Annotated in this window: 25 protein-coding genes and 1 other RNA gene; 19 read left to right on the forward strand and 7 right to left on the reverse strand. The window is 56.7% G+C overall.

Annotation, left to right across the window (positions count from 1 at the left end):
* The first annotated feature begins 3 nt into the window (after positions 1-3).
* Positions 4-507 carry a M48 family metallopeptidase gene (locus HFD87_RS18255; protein WP_010256568.1) on the forward strand — a complete coding sequence of 168 codons (504 nt, stop codon included), beginning with the start codon at positions 4-6 and terminating at the stop codon, positions 505-507.
* Here HFD87_RS18255 and HFD87_RS18260 read toward each other — a convergent pair.
* Positions 504-2,192: a chloride channel protein gene (locus HFD87_RS18260; RefSeq protein WP_022623916.1), complete on the reverse strand. Its 1,689-nt coding sequence runs from the start codon at positions 2,190-2,192 to the stop codon at positions 504-506. The genes HFD87_RS18255 and HFD87_RS18260 overlap by 4 nt on opposite strands.
* A gap of 146 nt (positions 2,193-2,338) precedes the next feature.
* Here HFD87_RS18260 and HFD87_RS18265 point away from each other — a divergent pair, with 146 nt between their 5' ends.
* From HFD87_RS18265 to sstT, 3 genes are all read left to right on the forward strand, one after another.
* The gene (locus HFD87_RS18265; RefSeq protein ID WP_167423755.1) at positions 2,339-3,325 is read left to right on the forward strand and encodes a Gfo/Idh/MocA family protein; all 987 of its coding nucleotides are present in this window, start codon (positions 2,339-2,341) and stop codon (positions 3,323-3,325) included.
* A gap of 257 nt (positions 3,326-3,582) precedes the next feature.
* Complete coding sequence (locus tag HFD87_RS18270) at positions 3,583-4,551, forward strand: TerC family protein (protein ID WP_010699777.1); 969 nt, start codon at positions 3,583-3,585, stop codon at positions 4,549-4,551.
* A 235-nt stretch (positions 4,552-4,786) separates the two neighbouring features.
* Entirely contained in the window at positions 4,787-6,019 is a 1,233-nt protein-coding gene (gene sstT, locus HFD87_RS18275) for a serine/threonine transporter SstT (protein ID WP_033785571.1), read from the forward strand.
* 196 nt (positions 6,020-6,215) lie between these two features.
* On the opposite strand, the gene HFD87_RS18280 is transcribed toward sstT, so the two are convergent.
* From HFD87_RS18280 to uxaC, 3 genes are read right to left on the reverse strand one after another with little or no spacing between them, the layout of a single operon-like run.
* Positions 6,216-7,706, reverse strand: coding sequence for a UxaA family hydrolase (locus tag HFD87_RS18280; RefSeq protein WP_010256556.1), 1,491 nt, complete (start codon positions 7,704-7,706; stop codon positions 6,216-6,218).
* A 4-nt stretch (positions 7,707-7,710) separates the two neighbouring features.
* The gene (locus HFD87_RS18285; protein WP_122889569.1) at positions 7,711-9,159 is read right to left on the reverse strand and encodes a tagaturonate reductase; all 1,449 of its coding nucleotides are present in this window, start codon (positions 9,157-9,159) and stop codon (positions 7,711-7,713) included.
* Between the two features lie 2 nt (positions 9,160-9,161).
* Complete coding sequence (gene uxaC / locus HFD87_RS18290) at positions 9,162-10,577, reverse strand: glucuronate isomerase (protein ID WP_167423756.1); 1,416 nt, start codon at positions 10,575-10,577, stop codon at positions 9,162-9,164.
* A 399-nt stretch (positions 10,578-10,976) separates the two neighbouring features.
* Between uxaC and HFD87_RS18295 the strand changes: the two genes are divergently transcribed.
* The 10 genes from HFD87_RS18295 (at position 10,977) to HFD87_RS18340 (ending at position 17,749) form a co-directional block, all read left to right on the forward strand.
* Complete coding sequence (locus tag HFD87_RS18295) at positions 10,977-12,281, forward strand: MFS transporter (RefSeq protein WP_010699779.1); 1,305 nt, start codon at positions 10,977-10,979, stop codon at positions 12,279-12,281.
* An 86-nt stretch (positions 12,282-12,367) separates the two neighbouring features.
* Complete coding sequence (gene exuR, locus HFD87_RS18300) at positions 12,368-13,144, forward strand: transcriptional regulator ExuR (protein WP_022623920.1); 777 nt, start codon at positions 12,368-12,370, stop codon at positions 13,142-13,144.
* Positions 13,145-13,468: 324 nt separating this feature from the next.
* Positions 13,469-14,143, forward strand: coding sequence for a DedA family protein (locus HFD87_RS18305; RefSeq protein WP_010699781.1), 675 nt, complete (start codon positions 13,469-13,471; stop codon positions 14,141-14,143).
* Positions 14,143-14,490: an EnvZ/OmpR regulon moderator MzrA gene (mzrA, locus tag HFD87_RS18310; protein WP_010256540.1), complete on the forward strand. Its 348-nt coding sequence runs from the start codon at positions 14,143-14,145 to the stop codon at positions 14,488-14,490. Before HFD87_RS18305 ends, mzrA begins: the two co-directional genes overlap by 1 nt.
* 194 nt (positions 14,491-14,684) lie before the next feature.
* Positions 14,685-15,059 (forward strand): DUF1090 domain-containing protein, encoded by a 375-nt coding sequence (locus tag HFD87_RS18315; protein ID WP_010256536.1) that lies wholly within the window; start codon positions 14,685-14,687, stop codon positions 15,057-15,059.
* A gap of 35 nt (positions 15,060-15,094) precedes the next feature.
* A complete protein-coding gene (locus HFD87_RS18320) occupies positions 15,095-15,400 on the forward strand; it encodes a YqjD family protein (protein WP_010256532.1) in 306 nt (101 codons plus the stop codon).
* Positions 15,401-15,402: 2 nt separating this feature from the next.
* The gene (locus HFD87_RS18325) at positions 15,403-15,798 is read left to right on the forward strand and encodes a phage holin family protein (protein ID WP_010256529.1); all 396 of its coding nucleotides are present in this window, start codon (positions 15,403-15,405) and stop codon (positions 15,796-15,798) included.
* Positions 15,798-16,082, forward strand: coding sequence for a YqjK-like family protein (locus HFD87_RS18330; RefSeq protein WP_010256526.1), 285 nt, complete (start codon positions 15,798-15,800; stop codon positions 16,080-16,082). The genes HFD87_RS18325 and HFD87_RS18330 overlap by 1 nt, the downstream gene beginning before the upstream one ends.
* Positions 16,083-16,284: 202 nt before the next feature.
* Entirely contained in the window at positions 16,285-16,698 is a 414-nt protein-coding gene (locus tag HFD87_RS18335; RefSeq protein WP_010256522.1) for a DoxX family protein, read from the forward strand.
* 76 nt (positions 16,699-16,774) lie between these two features.
* Positions 16,775-17,749 (forward strand): glutathione S-transferase family protein, encoded by a 975-nt coding sequence (locus HFD87_RS18340; protein ID WP_167423757.1) that lies wholly within the window; start codon positions 16,775-16,777, stop codon positions 17,747-17,749.
* Positions 17,750-18,115: 366 nt separating this feature from the next.
* Here HFD87_RS18340 and rnpB read toward each other — a convergent pair.
* An RNA gene (gene rnpB / locus HFD87_RS18345) (RNase P RNA component class A) lies at positions 18,116-18,494 on the reverse strand.
* A 33-nt stretch (positions 18,495-18,527) separates the two neighbouring features.
* Complete coding sequence (rsmI, locus tag HFD87_RS18350) at positions 18,528-19,394, reverse strand: 16S rRNA (cytidine(1402)-2'-O)-methyltransferase (protein WP_167423758.1); 867 nt, start codon at positions 19,392-19,394, stop codon at positions 18,528-18,530.
* A gap of 62 nt (positions 19,395-19,456) precedes the next feature.
* Here rsmI and HFD87_RS18355 point away from each other — a divergent pair, with 62 nt between their 5' ends.
* Genes HFD87_RS18355 through dolP form a run of 4 tightly spaced genes read left to right on the forward strand, consistent with a single transcriptional unit; the run spans position 19,457 to position 23,023 of the window.
* Entirely contained in the window at positions 19,457-21,481 is a 2,025-nt protein-coding gene (locus HFD87_RS18355) for a penicillin-binding protein activator (RefSeq protein ID WP_167423759.1), read from the forward strand.
* Entirely contained in the window at positions 21,439-21,834 is a 396-nt protein-coding gene (locus tag HFD87_RS18360; RefSeq protein WP_010699787.1) for a YraN family protein, read from the forward strand. Before HFD87_RS18355 ends, HFD87_RS18360 begins: the two co-directional genes overlap by 43 nt.
* A 14-nt stretch (positions 21,835-21,848) precedes the next feature.
* Positions 21,849-22,436, forward strand: coding sequence for a DnaA initiator-associating protein DiaA (gene diaA, locus HFD87_RS18365; protein WP_010256507.1), 588 nt, complete (start codon positions 21,849-21,851; stop codon positions 22,434-22,436).
* A 14-nt stretch (positions 22,437-22,450) separates the two neighbouring features.
* Positions 22,451-23,023 (forward strand): division/outer membrane stress-associated lipid-binding lipoprotein, encoded by a 573-nt coding sequence (gene dolP / locus HFD87_RS18370; RefSeq protein WP_010256504.1) that lies wholly within the window; start codon positions 22,451-22,453, stop codon positions 23,021-23,023.
* A 52-nt stretch (positions 23,024-23,075) separates the two neighbouring features.
* On the opposite strand, the gene HFD87_RS18375 is transcribed toward dolP, so the two are convergent.
* Positions 23,076-23,780, reverse strand: a complete 705-nt coding sequence (locus HFD87_RS18375; RefSeq protein WP_060681136.1) for a pirin family protein — start codon at positions 23,778-23,780, stop codon at positions 23,076-23,078.
* A 129-nt stretch (positions 23,781-23,909) separates the two neighbouring features.
* Here HFD87_RS18375 and HFD87_RS18380 point away from each other — a divergent pair, with 129 nt between their 5' ends.
* Positions 23,910-24,809, forward strand: coding sequence for a LysR family transcriptional regulator (locus tag HFD87_RS18380; protein ID WP_010256496.1), 900 nt, complete (start codon positions 23,910-23,912; stop codon positions 24,807-24,809).
* The last annotated feature ends 3 nt before the right edge of the window (positions 24,810-24,812 follow it).

Consider the following 24,812-nt stretch of genomic DNA (forward strand, 5'->3'; position numbering starts at 1 on the left):
CTAATGTCCTCACTGATCTACCTTCAGGGTTATCCTGCCCCCCTTCTTGAGCAGGTTCAGTCGTTGATCGCCCATCAGCGCTTAGGTGCGTTCCTGCAGGAACGTTATCCTGACACTCATGACGTGATGAGTGATAAAGCGCTGTATGACTACACGCAGGCGCTGAAAAATCGCTATATGCGCAATGCGCCGCCGATCAGCAAAGTGATGTGGGATAACAAGATTAAGGTGATGAAGCATGCACTCGGACTGCACACTGCCATCTCGCGGATTCAGGGCGGTAAGCTTAAGGCGAAAGCGGAAATCCGTATCTCGACCTTTTTCCGCCTCGCGCCAGAGCCGTTTCTGCGGATGATCGTGGTGCATGAGCTGGCACACCTTAAAGAGAAAGATCACGATAAGGCGTTCTACCAGCTCTGCTGCCATATGGAGCCGGATTATCACCAGCTCGAATTTGATGCGCGACTGTGGATGACGGACCAGGCGATGCGCGGCAACGCGGCTTAAAGAAACTCCTGCGCTTTCTGAATCAGACTGGTTTTGGTCAGCGCGCCCAGAAAGCGCCGTTCCTGCGGATTGTTGAGCACCGGCAACCGCTCCAGCGTCACCGCCGCAAAGGCTTCCCATCCCTCACGCATACTCTGATTCTGATACACCACCGGGAAATCCTGATCCATCACGCACTGCACCGGTGAGTCGAGGGTGATCTCCTGGGCCAGCACCCGGCGCGAAATTTCATGAATCGAGACCACACCGAGGAAAGCGCCCGCGGCGTTGATCACATAAACATAGCGTTCACGCTTCAGGGAGCTGACCGCCAGCGCCTGCCCCACCGACTCCTCCGGCTGCAACGCCGCACCCGCAATAATCAGCTCGGCAATGCGCATGTTATCGAAATCATATTTCGCTTCTGAACGGCTGAAGTGATGACTCACGACCGGATAAGTACTGGCGGATTGCAGGCGATAGACCACCATCGACGCCAGCACCGTGGCGATCATCAGCGGAAACAGCAGGCTGCTGTTGAGTGTCATCTCCAGCACCATCAGCATCGCCATCAACGGCGCCTGACTGACCGCCGCCAGCACCGCCGCCATACCAATCGCGGCATAGAGCAGCACATTGCCGAGCGGCAGATGCAGCGCCGCCCCCACCGTCGCGATGATCACCCCCAGCAGCGCGCCAATCAGCAGCGAAGGGGTAAAGAGTCCGCCGACGGCGTTCGAGCCTACCGACAGGCTGGTAGCAAGGGTTTTCAGCACCAGCAGCAGCAGCAGACCCGGCAGCAGGTAGTGCCCGGCCATCACTTTGACGATCACCTCGTAGCCGTTGCCGAGGATATCAGTGGAGATCAGCGCCAGTAAGCCGACCGCAAAGCCGCCCGCCCCGAGGCGCAGCGGCAGGGAGGCGACCCGGCTGAACAGCACTTTGCTGCGGGCGATGCATTTAATCACGATCCAGCCCGCCAGACCGGCGCACAGACCAATCACCACCGTCATCAGCAGGCTGCTGAGATCCATGGCGAAGTTCGCGTCTGCCAGCGGATAGAGCGCGCTGCGAAAACCCAGCGTCCACATGGTCATCACCGCCGTGGCGGCAGCGATGATCAGGGGGATCAGCCGCTGCAACGCAGAAATGCCGAAGGCGATTTCCGCTACAAAAATCGCCGACGCCAGTGGCGCATGGTAAACCGACGCGAGGCCCGCCGCCGCGGCCATCGCCACCACGTCACTGTTTTTCAGGTTAAGTGAGGCCGGTAACAGGCGACCAATCGCACTGCCGCACAGTGCCGAGAGCTGCACCATCGGCCCCTCTTTACCTATCGACGCGCCGCTGCCGATACTGGCAATCGACGATAAGGCGCGGAACAGTGAGGTCCGGGTCGGCACCGCATCCAGCCGGGCGTTGATCACTTCAAGGTAATCCGTTTTCACCGTCTGCTGCTGCTCGATGGCAACGGCATAACGCAGAAAATAGCCCGCCAGTACGCCGCCCGCCCCCACCAGCAGCGGCCAGAATATCCACGGCCAGAGATGCAGGGATTCGGTTATTTCGCCACTGCGGGCAAACAGCAGATGGTTGATCAGTTCAATCACGCCGCGGAAAGCCAGCGTCACCAGCGACGCCGCACACCCGACCGGAATGGCGATCAGAAGTGTGGTCCAGTTTAATGCGTGCTTACTTGCTTTCACCTGCGCTCCCTGGTTGGTACATAAACATCATCGCTTCCGCATATTATTGGAATGCGGATCGCAGGATCAATCCCTGCCCGCCCGGCACCATTGCACAGCGTGGGTGAGATGTTACTCTGCCGCTTTACAGCTGCCGGAGAGATGACGTGATTCGTTTTGCCATTGTGGGAACAAACTGGATTACACGCCAGTTTATTGATGCCGCTCATGAAACCGGAGCGATGAAGCTCTGTGCGGTCTATTCACGCAGTCAGCAGCAGGCTGAGGCCTTTATCGCCGATTATCCCTGCAGACAGACCTTTACCTCACTGGAAGCGCTGGCCGCCAGTCCGGAGATCGATGCGGTCTATCTGGCCAGCCCCAACGCACTGCACTGTCAGCAGGCGCTGCTGTTTATGTCGCACGGCAAGCATGTGATTTGCGAAAAACCGCTGGCCTCTAATCTGGCAGAAGTGGAACAAATGATCGCCTGCGCCCGTGAGCATCAGGTGGTGCTGTTTGAGGCGTTTAAAACTGCCAGCCTGCCTAATTTCCTGCGGCTGCAGCAGGCACTGCCTGACGTGGGTAAACTGCGAAAAGCGCTGCTGAATTACTGCCAGTACTCCTCACGCTACCCACGCTATCTCAACGGTGAGAACCCCAATACCTTTGATCCGCGCTGGTCGAATGGCTCAATTATGGATATCGGTTATTACTGCCTGGCCTCGGCGGTGACGCTGTGGGGCGAGCCAGATCGCGTGCAGGCCAGCGCGACTTTGCTTGCAAGCGGCGTGGACGCGCACGGCGTGGTGGTGCTGAGTTACGGTGATTTCGACGTAACGATTCTGCATTCGAAGGTGAGTGATTCCAGCCTGCCCAGCGAGATTCAGGGTGAAGCGGGCGCGCTGGTGATAGAGAAGTTATCGGAGTGCCAGCAGCTGACTTTTGTGCCGCGGGGCGCGGAAAAGCAGACGCTGAGCCAGCCGCAGCATATCAACACCATGCTGTATGAAGCCGCCGCTTTTGCCCGGCTGGTTGAGCAGCGTCAGGTGGACCACCCTTCGCTTGAGGTTTCGCGGATTACTGCGTCGCTGCTGACTGAGATACGCCGCCAGACCGGCGTAATCTTCCCGGCCGACCAGGCTGCTATGTAAATATTTCTAAATATGTCTGAGAGGTGTTGCTTCCTGTGCGGCTAAACCGTAACTTACCCTCCTGCAAAGGGGAGTAACTTGTAAGCTGATTGATCGTCATTACGATGCGAAAGCATCCGGTCATCAGGCAACCCGGAATCAATTTCTGTGTTGTAAGTGAGACCTTGCCGGAAGGCGAGGTTTGCTTACACAAAAATAAGCGGCTGACGTCTTCTGACTTCAGCCGTTTTTTTTTATTTTTCGGACAGGATACGAATATGCAAACTGTGGGTACGCCTTTACTGTGGGGCAGCTTTGCGGTTGTGGTGCTTATCATGCTGGCTATCGACCTGCTGTTGCAGGGACGCCGTGGCGCGCAGACCATGTCTTTCAAGCAGGCGGCCGTCTGGTCGCTGATCTGGGTTTCAGTCTCACTGCTGTTCAGCGCCGCCTTCTGGTGGTATCTGGAGGGCAGCGCGGGACGTGAAGTCGCTAACACGCAGACGCTCGCCTTCCTGACCGGTTACGTGCTGGAAAAAGCGCTGGCGGTGGATAACGTCTTCGTCTGGCTGATGCTGTTCAGTTACTTCTCTATTCCGGCCAATCTGCAGCGCCGGGTGCTGATCTATGGGGTATTAGGCGCTATCGTGCTGCGTACCATCATGATCTTCGCCGGTAGCTGGCTGGTCACGCAGTTCAGCTGGATCCTCTATGTGTTCGGTGCCTTCCTGCTGTTCACCGGTGTGAAAATGGCGCTGGCGAAAGAGGATGACAGCGCGGTGGGCGAAAAACCTGTGGTGCGCTGGCTGCGTAAGCATCTGCGCATGACTGACGATCTCGACGGCGAGAAGTTCTTCACCCGCAAAAACGGCGTGCTGTTTGCGACGCCACTGCTGCTGGTGCTGATCATGGTGGAAATCAGCGACGTGATCTTTGCGGTAGACAGTATCCCGGCGATCTTCGCCGTGACCACTGACCCGTTTATCGTACTGACCTCAAACCTGTTTGCTATCCTGGGTTTGCGTGCCATGTACTTCCTGCTGGCAAACGTGGCGGAACGGTTCTCGATGCTGAAGTATGGCCTGGCGATTGTGCTGGTGTTCATCGGCTTTAAGATGCTGATTGTCGACCTCTACCATATCCCGGTCGGTATCTCGCTGGGTGTGGTCGGTGCCATTCTGGCATCAACCCTGCTGATTAATGCCTGGGTTAACCGCAAAAGAGACCAGAAAAAGCTCGCACCATAATTACCTGCAGGGGCAGCCGATGCCCCTGTTTTATTTTGTGGCAGCCTGTCACGCCATTTCATCCCTCTGTCACACTTCCACTATCCAGCATAATAAAAATCTGACCTGCTCCACAGTGACAGAACTTTCTCTTTTCTCGTCCGATCTTTTCCTTATACTCCGCCGGGCAAACCGTTTTAGCCGATGCAAAACATCGCGTCTGAAACTACATCCGCGACAAAATATAGAAAATATTATGCAGAAAACTCTCTCCGCACGTCTGGGCACGCTGCTCGCCGGAAGCCTGGTGAAGCAAATCATGATTGGGCTGATCGCCGGTGTGGCGCTCGCCTGGATTTCACACGATGCCGCTATCGCGGTCGGTCTGCTGGGTGAACTGTTTGTCAGTGCGCTGAAAGCAGTCGCGCCATTGCTGGTACTGATGCTGGTGATCGCCTCGATTGCCAACCACCAGCAGGGCCAGAAGAGCAATATCCGGCCGATTATTATGCTTTATCTGCTGAGCACCTTTTTCGCGGCGGTGGTCGCGGTGGTCTTCAGCCATCTGATCCCGCAGACGCTGACGCTGGCGGTGGGCACCACGGAAATCACACCACCATCCGGCATTACCGAAGTGCTACGTGGACTGCTGATGAGCATGGTGTCGAATCCAATCACGGCCCTGATGAACGCCAACTACATCGGCATTCTGGTGTGGGCAATTGGTCTCGGGCTGGCTTTCCGTCACAGCAGTGACACTACCCGCGCCTTTCTCAATGATGCCTCTCATGCGGTGACGTGGCTGGTACGCTGCGTGATTCGCTGCGCGCCGATTGGTATTTTCGGTCTGGTGGCCTCGATCCTCGCGTCTACCGGCTTTGGCGCGCTGTGGCAATATGCGCATCTGCTGGCGCTGCTGCTGGGCTGTATGCTGCTGATGGCGCTGGTGGTGAACCCGCTGCTGGTGTTCTATAAAATCCGTCGCAACCCCTATCCACTGGTCTTCACCTGCCTGCGCGAAAGCGGCGTGACCGCCTTCTTTACCCGCAGTTCTGCCGCCAACATTCCGGTGAATATGGCGCTGGCGAAACGTCTGGATCTGGATGAGGATACCTATTCGGTGTCGATTCCGCTGGGCGCAACCATCAGTATGGCGGGGGCATCGATTACCATTACCGTGCTGACGCTGGCGGCGGTGCATACGCTGGGGATCAGCATTGATGTGCCGACGGCGATTCTGCTGAGTCTGGTGGCATCACTCTGTGCCTGTGGTGCATCTGGCGTGGCGGGCGGTTCGCTGCTGCTGATCCCGGTGGCCTGTAACATGTTCGGCATTCCGAATGATCTGGCAATGCAGGTGGTGGCGGTCGGCTTTATTATCGGCGTCCTGCAGGATTCGGCGGAAACCGCGCTGAACTCCTCAACCGATATTCTGTTTACCGCCGCCGTCTGTCAGGCAGAAGCGGAGCGCGAAACCAGCCGGGCTTAACCTTTCAGATAGCTCAAAAGCTCAAAGAGTGGGTGGCAGAGTCCGAAAAGCAAAGCGTCCCGCGCCAGGGAAGGCGCGGGCCGAGCGAGCAGGGATGCTTTAAGCGACTTTGCGATCGGACTCTGCCACCCACGAAGGGCACAGGATTAACCGACGGTAATAACAACATCAGGATCGCCATTGTTTGCCTGACAAACTATAGCGTCACACCGCTTTTGAAAATCGCCAGCTCGCGGAAATCGTTCTTCTCGTTGTTGGTCGGCTGACCACTGGCAATCGCCACAATGCTGTCGACAAAGTCTTCCAGCATCGCATCCATACTCATTCCCTCGATCAACCGTCCGGCATTAAAGTCGATCCAGTGCGGTTTCTTCTCCGCCAGCGGCGTATTGGTGGCCAGCTTCACCGTCGGCACAAAACCGCCATAAGGTGTGCCGCGTCCGGTACTGAACAGCACCATGTGGCAACCGGCTCCCGCCAGCGCACTGGTGGCGACCGCATCATTGCCCGGCGCACTCAGCAGATTCAGCCCCGGCGTTTTTAACCGTTCGCCATACTTCAGCACATCGACCACCTGGCTCTGCCCCGCTTTCTGAGTACAGCCCAGCGACTTCTCCTCCAGCGTAGTGATACCGCCCGCTTTGTTGCCTGGCGACGGGTTTTCGTAGATCGGCTGCTGGTGATCGATAAAATACTGTTTGAAATCGTTGATCATCGCCACCGTTTTGCTGAAGGTCTCCTCGTCGCGACAGCGACTCATCAGAATCCGTTCTGCGCCAAACATTTCCGGTACTTCGGTCAGTACGGTCGTGCCGCCATTGGCGATCATCTGGTCCGAGAAACGTCCCAGCAACGGATTGGCGGTGATGCCAGACAAACCATCCGAACCGCCGCACTCCAGACCAAACTTCAGCTCGCTGAGTTTGCCCGGCTCGCGCTGGTCGTGACGCATTTTTTCATACAATGCGTGCAGCCGCTCCAGCCCGGCTTCCACCTCATCGTCATGCTGCTGGCACACCATAAACTCGACCCGGTCGCTTTCAAACGCGCCGAGGGTGTCACGGAAGGCATCAACCTGATTGTTTTCGCAGCCGAGACCAATCACCAGCACCGCGCCAGCATTAGGATGGCGCACCATGTTCTGCAGCATGGTGCGGGTGTTTTCGTGATCCTGCCCCAGCTGCGAACAACCGAAGGTATGGCTGAACAGGAACGCGCCATCGATATCTTCTGCCTCCTGCGTCTCTTTCAGGAAACGCTGCAGGATCTGACGCGCAATGCCGTTGACGCAGCCAACGGTTGGCAGGATCCACAGCTCATTGCGGATGCCAACCTCGCCGTTAGCACGACGGTAGATCTGCACCTCACGGTCACCCGGCTGCGGCGGCAGCGTCACAAACTCGGGCTGATACGCATACTGATCCAGATCGCTGAGATTGGTGCGGGCGTTCTGCGAATGGATTAACTCACCGGCGGCCACAGGCTGCGTGGCATGGGCAATCGGCAGCCCATATTTGATCACCAGCTCATCCTGCGCGATAGGCTGCAGGGCAAATTTATGCCCGCGTCCGACCGCCTGTTGCACCGCCACACTCAGTGGCGGCAGCTCTATCATGGCGCCCGCGTCTAAATCACGTAACGCCACGGCGACATTGTCGCGGGGATCAATTTTGATTGCGTCTTGCATAGCGTTATCTCAGTTGGCTCAGCGCCTCACGCATTCCGTGGGCGATGATATTTTGCAGGTGTTGGGTGACAGCCGCAGCCAGTCCGGGCTGACGGGTTAAATCTTCACCCCAGTGTTGCGCGTCGCTGAGTACGCCGTTCACCAGCTGTTGCGGTGACAGCTGATCCGCATCAAGTGCTTTCCAGGCGTCGGCGTAGCGCTGTAACCACTGCGGCTCGTCCTGCAATGGCCAGCTTTTGCCGGCTGACTCGCCGCGATAAAAAGCGATCAGCGCGGCCAGCGCAAAGGTGATGTGTGTCGGCCACTCGCCGGTTTGCTGATGCGCGGCAAGGAGTGGGGTCAGCAGACGGGTGCGGAATTTGGTCATGCCATTAAGGGCAATCGACAGCAGCGCGTGGCGAATAAACGGATTGCGGAAACGACGCTGTACCGCATCGGCAAACGCGTGCAGTTCATCGGCAGGCAGATCCAGCGTCGGGATCACTTCGTGACGCAGCAGGTTATCCACAAATCCGGCGATAGCCGGATCGGCCATCGCCTCTCCCACACTCTCAATACCGGCCAGAAACGCGACCGGTACCATTGCAGTGTGCGCGCCATTGAGAATGGCCACTTTTTGCGCTTTATAGGGCGCAATGTCATCCACATGCCGAACCTGCGGCGACAGCGCCGCCAGCTTCAGTTCATTAAACAGCGCCGACGGCCCCTGAATCACAAACTGATAGTAGACTTCGCCCGCCACCAGATAGCGATCTTCATAACCCAGCTCGCGTTGTAGCTGCTCGCTTTCCGCCGGGAAGCCGGTGACGATGCGGTCGACCAGGGTGTTATAGAACGCGCAGTGCTGATGAACCCAGGTTTTAAATTCGGAGGGCAGATGCCACTGATCGGCGTAGCGCAGCACCAGATCGCGCAGCGTGTCGCCGTTATGGTCAATCAGCTCGCACGGCACCACCAGCCAGCCCCGGTCGCTGGCGCCGTTGAAGAAGGAATAGCGCGCCCACAGCAGCTGCGTCAGTTTGCCGGGGAAACTGCTGGCGGGCTGATCGGTGAGCTGATCCGTGCCGACAAAGGCGATGCCCGCTTCGGTGGTATTGGAGAAGACCATGCGCAGATCAGGATTACGGGCCAGCGCCATAAATTCGCCGAACTGCTGCCAGGGCTGGATTTCACGGTTGAGACTGCGGATCAGCCGGGTTTCGCTGACCTGCTCGCCCTGATCGTTCAGCCCGCGGATCAGCGTGGTATAGAGACCATCCTGCTGATTCAGGCTGTCGCTGACTTCACGGTTGCGCGGCCGCACCACCACGATCCCGGCATCGGTGCCCTGATGTTCATTCAGCCAGTCGATCTGCCAGTCAATAAAGGCGCGCAGGAAGTTGCCTTCGCCGAACTGGATCACCCGGTCGCGATAGACGGCGCCCGGAAAGTCGTGACGGTTTAGCCTTTTCATTATCAGGCTCCCAGCTCGATGCCGAAGTAATCGCGGGCATTGTTGAAGCAGATGTTCTGTACCATCTGACCTAACAGCGCTTCATCGTCTGGCGCTTCACCCTGTTCCACCCAGCGGCCTATCATCTGGCACAGTAGCCGGCGGAAATATTCGTGGCGGGTGTAGGAGAGGAAGCTGCGGCTGTCGGTCAGCATGCCGACGAAACGGCTCAGCAGACCAATCTGCGCCAGCTGCGTCATCTGACGCTGCATACCATCCAGCTGATCGTTGAACCACCAGGCTGAACCGAACTGCATTTTGCCCGCCTGACCTTCGCCCTGGAAGTTGCCCGCCATGGTGGCCAGCACTTCGTTGTCGCGCGGGTTCAGGCAGTAGAGAATGGTTTTAGGCAGCGCATTATTGAGATTCTGCGCGCCCAGCAGGCGTGCCAGCGGTTCGGCCAGCGGCTGGTCGTTGATCGAATCGAAGCCGACATCAGGCCCCAGCAGCTGGTACTGGCGCGGATTGGTGTTGCGCAGTGCGCCAATGTGATACTGCTGCACCCAGCCACGGCGGGCATATTCGCTGCCCAGCCAGACCAGCACCGCCGTTTTAAACTGTGCCGTTTCCTGCGGGTTGGGCGCGGCACCGCTGCGACGACGCGCCAGAATCGCATCCAGCGTGGCGTCATCCGCCTCGGCGTAGCAGACCACATCCAGCGCGTGATCGGAGACTTTACAGCCGTGCGCCGCGAAGTGATCCAGCCGCTGATGCAGTGCGCTGCGCAGATCGTCAAAACGCTGCACGCTGATGTCCGTCAGCTGCTCCAGCGTCTCGATCCACGGCAGGAAGGTTTCCGCTTCGATATTAAACGCTTTGTCCGGACGCCAGCTCGGCAGCACTTTAACGCTGAAACTGGCATCGTCTGCCAGCGCGCGGTGATGGCACAGGTCATCCAGCGGATCGTCAGTGGTGCCCACCATCTTCACCTTCATCTGCTGCATGATGCCGCGCGTGGTAAAGCTATCCTGCGCCAGCAGTTCATTGCAGCGATGCCAGATGCTGTCAGCCGTTTTCTCAGAAAGCAGCGTATCGGTAATACCGAAAGGCCGGCGTAACTCCAGGTGGGTCCAGTGATAGAGCGGGTTGCCGATAGTGTGCGGCACGGTACGCGCCCAGGCGTCAAATTTTTCACGATCGCTGGCGTTACCGGTACAGAACGCCTCAGCCACACCGTTGGCGCGCATAGCCCGCCACTTATAGTGATCGCCCTTCAGCCAGATGTCATAAAGGTTGGCGAAGCGATAATTTTCGGCAATCTGCTGCGGCGGCAAGTGGCAGTGATAGTCGAAAATCGGCTGATCCTTTGCATAGTCGTGATAGAGACGACGGGCGAATTCGGTATCCAGCAAAAAATCTTCGGTCATGAAACGTGACATACATGCTTCCTCATCGACTGAACCACTGATGGCCCAAAGTTATCATACCAATTTTAGTCCGTTACGGATTTATTTGAGATCCTGCTCACATAAACGGCGGTAGCTGGCTGCCGTTATGGACGTTTTTGTCGCCCGTATCGCGCTAAATGGCTGTCATTACGCAGGTTTCCAGTATCCCACAGTGCAGAAAGGGTTTTTGTGATGGCTCTCAACTTTTAAAGTTGTATAACAAGTTAGGCTCTCGCCCCATCGTGAGGTCGTTAGCGACTCACAAATGGCAAGGTCATAACAGGGTTGCTCATACAGAACCTGCGGGCGTGAGCAGAGCTGCATCACGTGCTGTCCCGCTCCAGATAACAACAGCGGCAAGACCGCATACAGAACTGGAAGAGGTAGAGGATGCGTAAGATCAAAGGGTTACGCTGGTACATGATTGGACTGGTGACGCTCGGTACGGTGTTGGGGTATCTGACCCGTAACACCATTGCCGTGGCGGCCCCGACATTAATGTCAGAGCTGCATATCACCACGCAGCAGTACTCCTACATAATTGCGGCCTATTCAGCCTGCTACACGCTGATGCAACCGGTGGCAGGTTATGTACTGGATCTGCTCGGCACCAAAGTCGGCTACGCGGTGTTTGCTATTATGTGGGCGATTTTCTGTGCCGCTACGGCGATGGCGGGCAGCTGGGGCGGACTGGCGCTGGCACGTGGCGCAGTCGGTGCGGCTGAAGCGGCGATGATCCCGGCCGGACTGAAAGCGAGCAGCGAATGGTTCCCGGCTAAAGAGCGTTCGGTCGCCGTGGGCTACTTTAACGTGGGTTCGTCTATCGGTGCGATGCTGGCTCCGCCGCTGGTGGTCTGGGCGATCGTGGCGCACAGCTGGCAGATGGCATTTATCATGACCGGCGTGCTGAGCATGGCCTGGGCACTCAGCTGGCTGGTGTTTTACAAGCACCCGAAACAGCAGAAGAAGCTGAGCGATGAAGAGCGCGACTACATTATCTCCGGCCAGGAAGCGCAGCATCAGACCGGCAACACCCGCAAAATGTCAGCACTGGAGATTATCCGTAACCGCCAGTTCTGGGGTATTGCCCTGCCGCGCTTTCTGGCAGAACCGGCATGGGGAACGTTCAACGCCTGGATTCCGCTGTTTATGTTTAAGGTTTACGGCTTCAATCTGAAAGAGATTGCGATGTTCGCCTGGATGCCGATGCTGTTCGCGGACTTCGGCTGCATCCTCGGTGGCTATCTGCCGCCGCTGTTTCAGCGCTGGTTCGGCGTTAACCTGATCGTCTCCCGCAAGATGGTCGTGACGATGGGTGCGGTGTTAATGATTGCGCCGGGCACCATCGGCCTGTTCACCAGCCCCTACGTCGCCATTGGTCTGCTGTGCATCGGCGGGTTTGCGCATCAGGCCCTCTCTGGCGCGCTAATCACCCTCTCCTCAGACGTTTTCGGCCGCAATGAAGTTGCCACGGCTAACGGCCTGACCGGCATGGCAGCCTGGACCGCCAGCACCATGTTTGCGCTGGTGGTCGGTGCACTGGCCGATACGCTGGGCTTCAGCCCACTGTTTGCCGCGCTGGCGGTGTTTGATCTGCTGGGTGCCGTCGTTATCTGGACGGTTCTGAAAAATAAACCCATTTCAGAGCTGAATGCCGAAGCTGTTATTCCGCAGGCCAGCGCCGTTCGCAGTTAATCTGCCGGGCTGGCGCAAGCCAGCCCATTTCCTCGCACCTCCTGAAGTGGTATAACAACTTATCTGTCTGCTACCAGGATTGTGCTATGGACTTCACTGAATCCCGTCGACTTTATCAACAGCTGGCCAGCGAGCTGAAAAGCCGCATTGAAACCGGGATCTATCCGGTGGGTGACAAACTGCCTGCTGAGCGCCTGATTGCCGAAGAGATGGAAGTGAGCCGCACCGTCGTACGCGAAGCGATCATCATGCTGGAAGTTGAAGGCTATGTTGAGGTCCGTAAAGGCTCGGGCATCCACGTCATTGCCAGCCAGCAGCAGAACCGCATCGCCTCCACCAGCAGTCAGCTGGAGTTCGCCACGTTTGGCCCCTTCGAACTGCTCCAGGCTCGTCAGCTGATTGAGAGTAATGTGGCCGAGTTCGCTGCAACGCAGGTAACGCGTCAGGACATTATCGACCTGATGGCGATTCAGGAAAAAGCCCGCCAGGAGGATCATTTCCGCGACTCCGAGTGGGATATGCAGTTTCATGTACGTATCGCGCAATCCACCCAGAACAGTGCCTTAGCCGCCATCGTTGAAAAAATGTGGCTGCATCGCCTGCACAATCCCTACTGGCTCAAACTTCACGAACACATCGACCAGCGCAGCATTCTCAGCTGGTGCGACGACCACGATCAGATTCTTAAAGCTCTGATGCGCAAAGATCCCGCCGCCAGCAAACTGGCGATGTGGCAACATCTGGAAAATACTAAACAGATGCTGTTTAACGCGACGGCGGATGATTTTGAATTTAACGTGGATCGATACATGTTTGGTGAGAATCCGGTCATCCTGCCTGATGGGTCCAATAACGCCCGCTAAAAGTGCCTGAAAATGCCCTGAGATGGTCAGTTAATCTGCAATAGTGTCAGGTCATGTAAAGCTCCTTTTTACACGCCGTTTCACAAGGTAAAACTCCTGTTCGCCAGAGAGTTTTCCTGTCTCAGACAGGCGATTTTTGTTACAGTTATCGCCCTTTTATTACCCTTTGCGACTGGGGGTTATAAAGTCGCTGATTTAACAATCAATTCTGGAAGGATCCGGAAAATCCCGCCCAGGCTGCGCTCCTAAAATTTATAACGAAATGCCGGTCTGCGTTTAAGTCCCTGTGGGACATGTTTAACAATGATGTTCAGGAATGAATTGATGGATATTTTGCAATCGTTGCTGCATGCCCTCTGGCAGCAGGACTACGAAACCCTCTCCGATCCCACGCTGGTATGGGCCATTTACGGCGTGCTGTTTATGATTTTGTTTTTAGAAAATGGCCTTCTTCCCGCTGCATTTCTGCCGGGTGACAGTCTGCTGATTCTGGTCGGCGTACTGATTGCTAAAGGCACCATGAGCTTCCCCCTGACGATTCTGGTGTTAACGACCGGTGCCAGTCTTGGCTGCTGGGTGAGCTACTTACAGGGCCGCTGGCTGGGTAACACGCCTACGGTGCAGAAATGGCTCTCCCATCTTCCCGCCCAGTATCATCTGCGCGCGCACAGCATGTTCCATCGTCACGGCTTATCTGCCCTGCTGATTGGTCGCTTTATCGCGTTTGTGCGGACTCTGCTGCCTACCATCGCCGGACTGTCAGGCCTCAGTAATGCCCGCTTTCAGTTCTTCAACTGGGTAAGTGCGTTTCTGTGGGTGGTGATTCTGACCGTTATCGGCTTCGCGCTGGGTAAAACCCCGATTTTCCGTCGTTATGAAGATGAGATGATGTTCTTCCTGATGATGCTGCCGCTGGCGCTGCTGGTGTTTGGTCTGGTGGGATCGCTGGTGGTGATATGGCGTAAACGTCAGGCGAATCAGAACGGGAAAGCCGAGTAATGAAACTGCTGCAGGCTATTCCTAAACGGTGGTTACCGTGGTTGATCGCTGGCGTCTTTGCGCTGGTCGCGCTTTGTGTGGTCCCCGGTCTGATGAAGCACGAGACGGTGGTGCAGATTCGGGTTTCCCATGCTGGCGCCACCCTGCCCGATGGTTTTTATCTCTACCAGCAATTAAGTGCGCAGGGTATTCGTATCAAAAGCATTACGCCTGCGGGTGATGCACTGATCATCCATTTTGATAGCGAAGAGCAGAGCCTGGCGGCCCAGAAGGTGTTACGCCGTCTGCTGCCACAGGGCTTTATTGTGGCGCAGCACGATCACTCTCAGCACCTCTCACTGGCGTAATCTCCCGACTCCCCTCTCCTTTTCAGACCGTCGCGCCATCGCTCGGCGGTCTGAAAGGCGCTCTATCTCCCGGTCTTCTTTGAACTTTTTACTATGGGTGTCTATGCTTAAGCGAGAGTCGATTCTTAGCACCCGCAGCCATATGATTACGCGGGTGATGATGGATCAGGTCGCAATGGAAGGGTCCAGGACCAATGAAATATCAAGTATTACTGGGAGTCGCGCTGTTTTCGCTGTCGGGATCACTGCTGGCGGCAGAATCGCTGTGTGAGCAGAAAGAGCAGGATATTCAGCGTGAAATCGGGATGGCGCAGAAGCATAACAACCAGCGCCGGGTTAACGGTCTGGAGCGTGCGCTGACCGAAGTCCGGGCCGATTGCAGCGACAAAAAGCTCGAGGCCGCCCATCTGGAAAGAATTAACGCTCAGAAGCAGAAAGTTGCTGAGCGTGAGCACGCACTCAGGGAAGAGCGTGAAGAGGGCCATGACAAGGAGAAGATTGCTAAGCGACAACAAAAACTGGATGAAGCGCGCCGGGAGCTGAAAAAGTTACAGGCGGAGCCCTATTAATCGGAACTAACCAACTGATGTTAAAGGAGTATTTTATGTCTAAAGACACATCATCGGAACATTTGCGTGCTGAACTGAAAAACCTGGCCGATACCCTGGAAGAGGTGCTGAGCAGCAGCACTGAAAAATCCAAAGGCGAGCTGGATAAACTTCGCAATAAAGCGCGTGTGGCGCTGGATAGCTCACGTGAACGTCTGGGCGAATCAAGCGAGCGCATTGCTGCGACCACCCGCGAAGCGGCGCAAAAAGCCGAAGGCTACGTGCGTGAAAATCCATGGCATGGTGTGGGTATCGGTGCAGCGATTGGCGTCGCACTGGGCATGCTCATTTCGCGTCGATAATTATGGCTGACTCACAGCATAACCACGGCCCGGCTAAAGGGGTCATTAACATCGGCCAGCGCATTGTTACCACGCTGGTTGGCATGGTCGAGACACGCGTTCGTCTGGCAGTGGTGGAACTGGAGCACGAGAAAGCTAACCTGATTCAGCTGCTGTTGATGGTTGGCCTGACAATGCTGTTCACTGCATTTGGTCTGATGAGCCTGATGGTTCTGATTATCTGGGCAGTGGATGCGCAGTACCGTCTGATGGCCATTGGCATCACGACCGGCACGCTGCTATTGCTGGCGGTTATTCTGGGGCTCTGGACGCTTCACAAATCACGTCAGTCCACGCTGTTGCGCCACACGCGCAAGGAGCTGGAAACAGACCGGGATTTACTTGAGGACCAGCGCTGATGAGCCGCCGCGAGCGTGAAGAACGCATCCATGAACTGCTTAAGCATGTGCAGCAGCAGCGGCTGGATTTAAGCGCTGCGCGGCGTGACTGGCTGGAAGGCACCGCCCATTACGATCGCGGCTGGTTCACCTTCCTCAGCTTACGCCGCTACCTGGCCATTGGCAGCAGTGCGCTGGCTATCTACTCCGTTCGCAGTCCCAACATGCTGTTACGCTGGGTAAAACGGGGATTCGGCGCCTGGAGTACCTGGCGCATGATCAAGTCCGCTCTGCCACCGCGTTAATTTTGCTAAAAGCCGGTCCTGAAAAGGCCGGCTTTTCTTCATCAGAATTTCTGAAAAACACTGACAGTATATCTCGCTTACAACCTTTCCACTCCGCGACTATCATCTCCAGCTATCAACCCAATGAACGCAATACTGCTTTCAGCGGGCATAAACCTTGCGGGCAGCTTGCCCTGCATCCCTGATAGCGCTGGAGTAAATGATGAAAAAATTCGAAGACGTTGGTTTGTTACTGGCTCGCATCCTGATGCCAATCCTGTTCATTACGGCTGGCTGGGGCAAAATCACCGGTTATGCAGGTACTCAGCAATATATGGAAGCAATGGGCGTCCCGGGCTTTATGCTGCCGCTGGTTATCCTGCTGGAGTTTGGCGGCGGTCTGGCTATCCTGTTTGGTTTCCTGACCCGTTTCACTGCCCTGTTTACTGCAGGCTTCACCATCCTGACCGCGTTTCTGTTCCACAGTAACTTTGCCGAAGGCGTGAACCAGCTGATGTTCATGAAGAACCTCTCTATCGCCGGTGGTTTCCTGGTGTTAGGTCTGGTGGGTCCAGGTGCGTACAGCATTGATCGCCTGATCAGCAAAAGAAAAACACAGCCAGCGATTGCGCGCTAATCTCACATAAAGCGTAATGCCACATATACTTAGCAGGGCGGGGACATTTCCCCGCCCTGTTTGCATTGGAGCCATTATGGGACAGTTAATTGACGGTGTCTGGCATGACACCTGGTACGACACCAAATCTACCGGCGGACGCTTCAAGCGTTCAGAGTCGGCTTTCCGCAACTGGGTAACCGCGGATGGCAGTGCTGGCCCGGTAGGTAAAGCGGGATTTGCCGCCGAACGCGACCGCTATCATCTTTATGTCTCGCTGGCCTGCCCCTGGGCGCACCGCACGCTGCTGATGCGTCAGCTGAAGGGCCTGGATAGCATGATCGATGTCTCCGTGGTGCATCCGCTGATGCTGGAGAATGGCTGGACCTTCGATGATAGTTTTCAGGATGCGACCGGCGATAAGCTCTATCAGAATGAGTTCCTTTATCAGCTCTATCTGCACGCCGATCCGCAATACAGTGGCCGTGTAACCGTGCCGGTATTGTGGGATAAGCAGCAGAACACCATCGTCAGCAATGAGTCTGCCGATATCATCCGCATGTTCAACAGTGCGTTTGATGCTGTCGGTGCCCGTGCCGGGGATTATTATCCCGTTGCTCTGCACGAAAAGATTGATGAACTGAATAGCTGGATCTACGACACCGTGAACAACGGCGTTTACAAAGCGGGTTTTGCCACTTCGCAGTCCGCTTATGACGAGGCAGTCACTGCGCTGTTCCATTCGCTGTCGCGGCTGGAGCAGATTTTAGGCCAGCATCGCTATCTCACCGGCGATCAACTGACCGAAGCGGATCTGCGGTTGTGGACCACACTGGTGCGATTTGACCCGGTCTATGTGACCCACTTTAAATGCGATCGCCATCGCATCAGTGACTACAGAAACCTGAGTGGTTTCCTGCGTGATATCTATCAGATGCCTGGTATCGCAGAGACGGTTAATCTGCCGCATATTCGTCATCACTACTATTGCAGCCATAAGACCATCAACCCGAACGGCGTCATTTCGCTGGGCCCGGCGTTTGACTGGGATGAACCGCACGGCCGCGGTTAAGCTGCCTGCTCATCGCGCTGGGAGCAGATACAATCTGACCGCAATGACAATCTAAACGCGAAGGGAACAGGGTCAGAAGAGGAAAGCGTCCCGCGCCAGGGATGGCGCGGGCCGAGCATGTCAGGGATGACGGATTTTGCGACTTTCCGATCTGACCCTGTTTCCTTTGCAGGCGCGATCTCACCGCTGACCTTCAAACCACCGCGCGTCAAAAAGCAAAAACCCCGCCGGAGCGGGGTTTTGGTAAAAAGCCGAAGCTGACCGTTAAGCCGCGTTCTTTTCATATAAAGCGTCGTGGGCAGTCATTCATCCTGTCACCGCGCGTCACAAAGCAAAAACCCCGCCGAAGCGGGGTTTTTGATAAAAAGTCGAAGCTGACCGTTAAGCCGGGTTCTGTCGTGGACAGTCATTCATCTAGGCCAGCAATCGCTCACTGGCTCAAGCAGCCTACCCGGGTTCAGTACGGGCCGTACCTTGTGAACCCCTATTTGGCCTTGCTCCGGGTGGAGTTTACCGTGCCACGAACTGTTGCCAGTCGCGCGGTGCGCTCTTACCGCACCCTTTCACCCTTACCTGATCCCATTTCTGGGCCATCGGCGGTTTGCTCTCTGTTGCACTGGTCGTAGGCTTGCGCCTCCCAGGCGTTACCTGGCACCCTGCCCTATGGAGCCCGGACTTTCCTCCCCTCTGCCCGTCTCCCCACAAGTGAGGACGACGACAAAGCGGCGACTGTCTGGTCAGCTTCGGCGCGGGATAATAGGACATTCGCCGGCATTTGTCACGCCTCTTGCTGCTCCAGCGCATACTTATAAAGCGCATTTTTCTTCACGCTGTGGATCTCAGCGGTCAGCGCAGCCGCGCGTTTCAACGGCAGCTCTTTTTGCAGCAGCGCCAGCGTACGCAGCGCATCGGCCGGTAACGCATCTTCATCATCGGTCTTGTACCCTTCGACAACCAGCACCATCTCGCCTTTGCGACGATTCTCATCTTCTTTTACCCACGCCAGCAGCTCGCCGACCGGTGCACCGTAGATCGACTCCCAGGTTTTAGTCAGCTCACGCGCCAGCACCACGTAGCGTTCGGCACCCAGCTCACTCACCATATCCTGCAGGCTGTCGATCAGACGGTGGGTCGACTCATAGAAAATCAGCGTGCGCGGCTCCTGCACCAGCGCCCGCAGGGCGTCGCAACGGCCTTTGGTTTTGGCGGGCAGAAACCCTTCGTAACAGAAACGATCGGATGGCAGTCCTGCAGCACTTAATGCAGCAATGGCAGCACAGGCGCCCGGCAGCGGCACCACACGGATGCCCACTTCACGGCAGCGACGCACCAGATGGTAGCCCGGATCGTTGATCAGCGGCGTGCCAGCATCAGAAACTAAGGCTATGCTTTGACCCTCCTGCAGCTTCGTCAGCAGCAGTTCAGCCTTGTGCTGCTCGTTGTGGTCATGAAGTGAGAAGAGTCGCGCATTGATGGCGAAATGTTGTAGCAACAGTCCGGTATGACGTGTATCTTCCGCAGCGACCAGATCGACGCTCGTAAGCACCGTCAGCGCCCGCTGGGTGATATCACCCAAATTACCAATCGGGGTTGGAACGATGTAGAGCGTGCTGGCAGAAATCTCTGCCCGATCGAGTTGTTTCATTGTTTCATCCGAATTGCCGATTTAATATTGAGCATCTTGAAAAAAACATCACTGGATACAGTATGCTTCCTTCAAAAGTCGTTCGTCATAAAGCAGGACGCTTTCTGCCTGTCATTCTTGCTGGGCTGATTTTAGCCGCATGTAGCGGTCAGGGGCCGCAAACCTCAACCGTCAATATTCAGGGGCCCGTCACAGCCAGCTCCGCTTACTATCTGCAGCAAGCGCAGCAAAGCAGCGATGATAGCAAGACCGACTGGCAATTACTTGCAATCCGCGCCCTGTTGAAGGAAGGAAAGTATCCTGAGGCGACTCAGCAACTGAGCCAGTTGCCGCAGCAGCTCTCTGAGACGCAGCAACAGGAATCCCTGCTGCTGAAAGCGCAATTGCTGATTGCACAGCAGAAGATCAAAGACGCCGAACCGCTGTTAGCGGCAGTGAAAACCGGCGCACTGTCGCAGGATCAGCTGGCGCGTTACTACAGCCTGCAGATCGCCAGCGCACAGGGTCGCCCTTCACTCTCGCTGCTGCGCAACTATATTGCCCAGGAGCCGCTGCTGAAAGGCACCGATCATCAGGGCAATATCGACGCCACCTGGCAGACACTGACCCAGATGTCGCCGCAGGAAGTCAGCAACCTGGTCATCAATGCCGATGAAAATGTGCTGCAGGGCTGGCTGGATCTGCTCGCGGTCTGGCGCGCCAACACGCAGGATGCCGAGATGCTCAAGTCAGGCATCAAAGACTGGCAGACCCGCTATCCGCAGAACCCGGCGGCCAAAACGCTGCCGACGCAGCTGAGCCAGATGCAGAACTACACCAAAGCCTCAACCAGCATCATCGCGCTGCTGCTGCCGCTGAATGGCCAGGCTCAGGTATTCGCCAACGCGATTCAGAAAGGCTTTAATGATGCGAAGAATGGCATCTCCGCGCCGGTCGCTCAGCCTGCGGCAGCTCAGCCCGCCGCTGCTGATGCAACCGCCAGCACCCAACCCGCTGCCGCTGCTGGTTCTTCCACCGATCCAATCAGCGCGCCGCAGCAGCAACAGCCTGCCGACACGACGCCACAGCCTCAATCACAGCCTGCTGCCGCAGAACCGGCCAGCAACGCACAGATCAAGGTCTATGACACCAGCAGCCAGCCGATTGAACAGGTGATGCAGCAGGCACAGCAGGATGGTGCCACCATCGTGGTCGGCCCGCTGCTGAAAAGCAACGTTGAGAAGGTCGCCAACAGCCAGACGCCACTGAATGTGCTGGCGCTCAACGAGCCGGAAAAGATCCAGAACCATCCGAATATCTGCTACTTTGCGCTTTCTCCTGAAGACGAAGCGCGCGATGCGGCGCACCATATCTGGGATCAGGGCAAACGCCAGCCGCTGTTGCTGGTTCCGCGCAGCGGACTGGGCGATCGCGTCACTAACGCCTTTGCTCAGGAGTGGCAGACGCTGGGTGGCAGCACGGTGATGCAGCAGCGCTTTGGCTCGACCTCGGAGCTGAAACAGGGCATTAACAGCGGCGCGGGCATCAGCTTATCCGGTACGCCAGTGAACGCTGCACCTGCCGAGCCGCAGGGTGTGACGATTGCGGGCCTGACTATCCCGGCACCGCAGCAGAACACGCCAGATGTGGTCAGCACCAGCAGCAGCGGCGGCGTCGATGCGGTCTACATCGTCTCAACGCAGGACGAACTGCAGCTGATCAAACCGATGATCACCATGCGCACCGGCAGTCGCAGCAATATCTCGCTCTACGCCAGTTCGCGCAGCGCGCAAGCCGGTGCCGGCCCGGACTTCCGTCTGGAAATGGATGGCCTGCAGTTCAGCGATATTCCGCTGCTCTCCGGCAGCAATCCTGGCCTGATGCAGCAGACGTCGAAGTCATTCAATAATGACTATTCGCTGGTGCGTCTCTATGCCATGGGAATGGATGCCTGGACGCTGGCGAATCACTTTAACCAGATGCGTCAGTCACCTGGCTTTACGCTGGACGGCAATACCGGCAAGCTCAGCGCCGACACGGATTGTGTGATCAACAGGAAGTTGACATGGAACCAGTATCGTCGGGGCGAAATCGCACCGGCCAACTAAATCGGCGTCAGACTGGCGCCAGGTATGAAGAAGATGCCCGGCGCTATCTGGAGCAGGCTGGCCTGATATGGGTCGCCAGTAATGTTCACTTTCGCAATGGTGAACTTGACCTGATAATGCGTGACGGGCACTGTTGGGTGTTTGTTGAAGTTCGCTACCGACGCGATGCGCGTTATGGTGGCGCGCTCGCCAGCGTAACCCGGAATAAACAACAAAAGCTGCTGCGCGCTGCCGCTCTCTGGCTGGCGCAACGCGGCGGCAGTTTTGAAACAGTGAATTGCCGTTTCGACATCATCGCCATTACCGGCACGGCGCTCGAGTGGCTGCCGAATGCCTTTAATGCAGACGTTTAGAACCAGGTGGTCGTGTGCAGGACAGAATTAAAGCGTGTTTTACCGAAAGTATTCAAACTCAGATTGCCGCAGCCGAAGCGTTGCCCGATGCCATCTCCCGCGCCGCTATGACGCTGGTGCAGTCGTTACTGAATGGCAATAAAATCCTGAGCTGTGGCAACGGTGCCTCATCCGCCAATGCACAGCACTTCGCCGCCAGCATGATCAACCGTTTCGAGACCGAACGCCCAAGCTTACCGGCGCTGGCGTTGAGCGCGGACAACGTGATGCTGACCGCGATTGGTAATGACCGCCTGCACGATGAAATCTATGCCAAGCAGGTGCGCGCTCTGGGACACGCAGGCGATGTGTTACTGGCTATCTCAACCCGTGGCAACACCCGTGACATCGTTAAGGCCGTGGAAGCGGCGGTAACACGCGATATGACTATCGTTGCGCTTACCGGGTATGATGGTGGAGAGCTCGCCGGACTGCTGGGTCCGCAGGATGTGGAGATCCGCATTCCGTCGCATCGCAGCGCCCGTATTCAGGAGATGCATATGCTCACCGTTAATTGCTTATGCGATCTGATCGATAACACTCTCTTTCCCCATCAGGAATGACCGAAGGAGCACGAATGAAAGCATTGAATGCTATAGCTATTCTGTTAACCGCCATGCTGCTGCAGGGCTGCGTTGCGGTTGTGGCGGGCGGCGCAGCGGTTGCCACTAAAACGGCTACCGATCCACGCTCGGTGGGTACGCAGGTTGATGACAGCACGCTGGAGCTACGCGTGACTAACGCGCTGGCAAAAGATCAGCAGATTAAAACCGATGCCCGCATTATTGCCACGGCCTATCAGGGCAAAGTGCTGCTGACCGGTCAGGCGCCTTCGCAGGAGATCGCCGGTCGTGCCAAACAGATCACCATGGGCGTTGATGGCGCAACCGAGGTCTATAACGAGATCCGTATCGGCCAGAAAGTGACGCTGGGCACCACGTCGTCAGACACCTGGATTACCACCAAAATCCGCTCGCAGCTGCTGGGCAGCGATCAGGTGAAATCCTCCAACGTGAAGGTGACGACGGAGAATGGCGAAGTGTTCCTGCTGGGTCTGGTGACACCGCAGGAAGCGCAGGCAGCGGCTGATGTCGCCAGCCGCGTCAGTGGCGTGAAGCACGTCACCACGGCCTTCACCATGCTGAAGTAATACGCAAAACGCAAAAAAGGCGGCCATGGCCGCCTTTTTTATTGCCCGATGTTCAGACCGGAATGTCGATGACCAGTGCGCGGGTCGCCGTTTTCGCCGTCAGTTGCAACAGCTTCTCTTCCTGCAAAAAGGCACCATCGCCACAGCCCAGCTTCTCCTGATGATCCGTGCCGGACATCGCTTCCAGCGAACCGTGAATCGACTGCAGATAGGCTCGCGGCCCCTGTAACTGCAGCGAATGCTTTTCGCCTGGTGCCAGCTCGACCTGATGAATCCACACCTGCTGACGCAGTTGCAGACTGTCGTCCATGCCATCCGGCGAGGCGATCAGCTGGGACAACCGGCCATCCGTCAGGGCAATTTTCTGCATCCGCGGATTTTCGCGCTCCGGACAGGCGGCCAGCCAGAGCTGCATGCGTGTCAGCGGTCGATCTTTGCTCAGGTTCATTTCGGTGTAACTCACACCCGGCTGGGCAGAGAGCAGCAGCGCCTCCCCTTCCCGCACGCTGATCGTGTTGCCTTCGCTGTCGCGGTATTCAGCTTCACCCTGCAGCACGATGTTCAGGACATCAACCTGTGGATAGGTGCGCGGCTGAAAAGCGGCACCCGGCGCCAGCACTTCCTGGTTCAGTACGCGCAGCGACGCGTACCCCATCAGTTTGGGATCAAAATAGTGGCCAAAAGAGAAACTGTAGCGCGCCTGTAACCAGCCGAAATCGGCCTGACCACATGCGGACGCACTGCGTGTTGTTATCATTGTTTACCTCCAGCATCCGGTGACGAGGATCGGCCACGGACTATATGCTCCCATGGTAAAAGTCTGGACGCCGGATTGTTAGCCAGTTAATCTGCCGGGCATGTTCAAATTTCCTGACAGAGAACCGGGATGGCTAAAGAGCGTGCGTTAACCCTTGAATCTTTACGCGTTATGGATGCGATTGATCGGCGTGGCAGTTTTGCCGCGGCGGCGGATGAACTGGGGCGCGTCCCTTCCGCCCTCAGCTACACCATGCAAAAGCTGGAAGAGGAGCTGGATGTGGTGCTGTTTGACCGTTCCGGTCACCGTACCAAATTTACCAACGTGGGACGCATGCTGCTGGAGCGTGGCCGGGTGCTGCTGGAAGCGGCGGATAAGCTCACCACCGATGCGGAAGCGCTGGCACGTGGCTGGGAAACCCATCTGACCATCGTCACCGAAGCGCTGGTGCCTGTTGATGCGCTGTTTCCGCTGGTGACGCGGCTGGCCGACAAGGCCAATACGCAATTTTCGCTGGTGACGGAAGTGCTGGCGGGCGCGTGGGAACGGCTGGAACAGGGCCGGGCCGATATCGTGATCGCTCCCGATATGCACTTCCGCGCCTCCACCGAGATCAATACGCGCAAGCTCTACACCATGATGAGCGTCTACGTCGCCAGTGCTGATCACCCGATTCATAACGAGCCTGAACCTCAGTCTGAAGTGACGCGGGTGAAATACCGTGGCATTGCGGTCGCAGATACCGCGCGTGAGCGTCCGGTGCTGACCGTGCAGTTACTGGATAAGCAGCAGCGCCTGACCGTGAGCAGCATGGACGATAAGCGACGTGCGCTGCTGGCTGGCCTGGGCGTGGCGACCATGCCCTATTCACTGGTAGAACAGGATATTGCGGAAGGCCGTCTGCGGGTGGTGAGTCCGGAATATACCCGTGAGGTCGATATTATTATGGCGTGGCGGCGTGACAGCATGGGCGAAGCCAAATCCTGGTGCCTGCGTGAGATCCCGCGCCTGCTGGCGAAGAAAAACTAAAGC

The organism is Pantoea sp. EKM21T, assembly GCF_011800405.1.
In the GTDB taxonomy this organism is placed as follows: domain Bacteria; phylum Pseudomonadota; class Gammaproteobacteria; order Enterobacterales; family Enterobacteriaceae; genus Pantoea; species Pantoea agglomerans.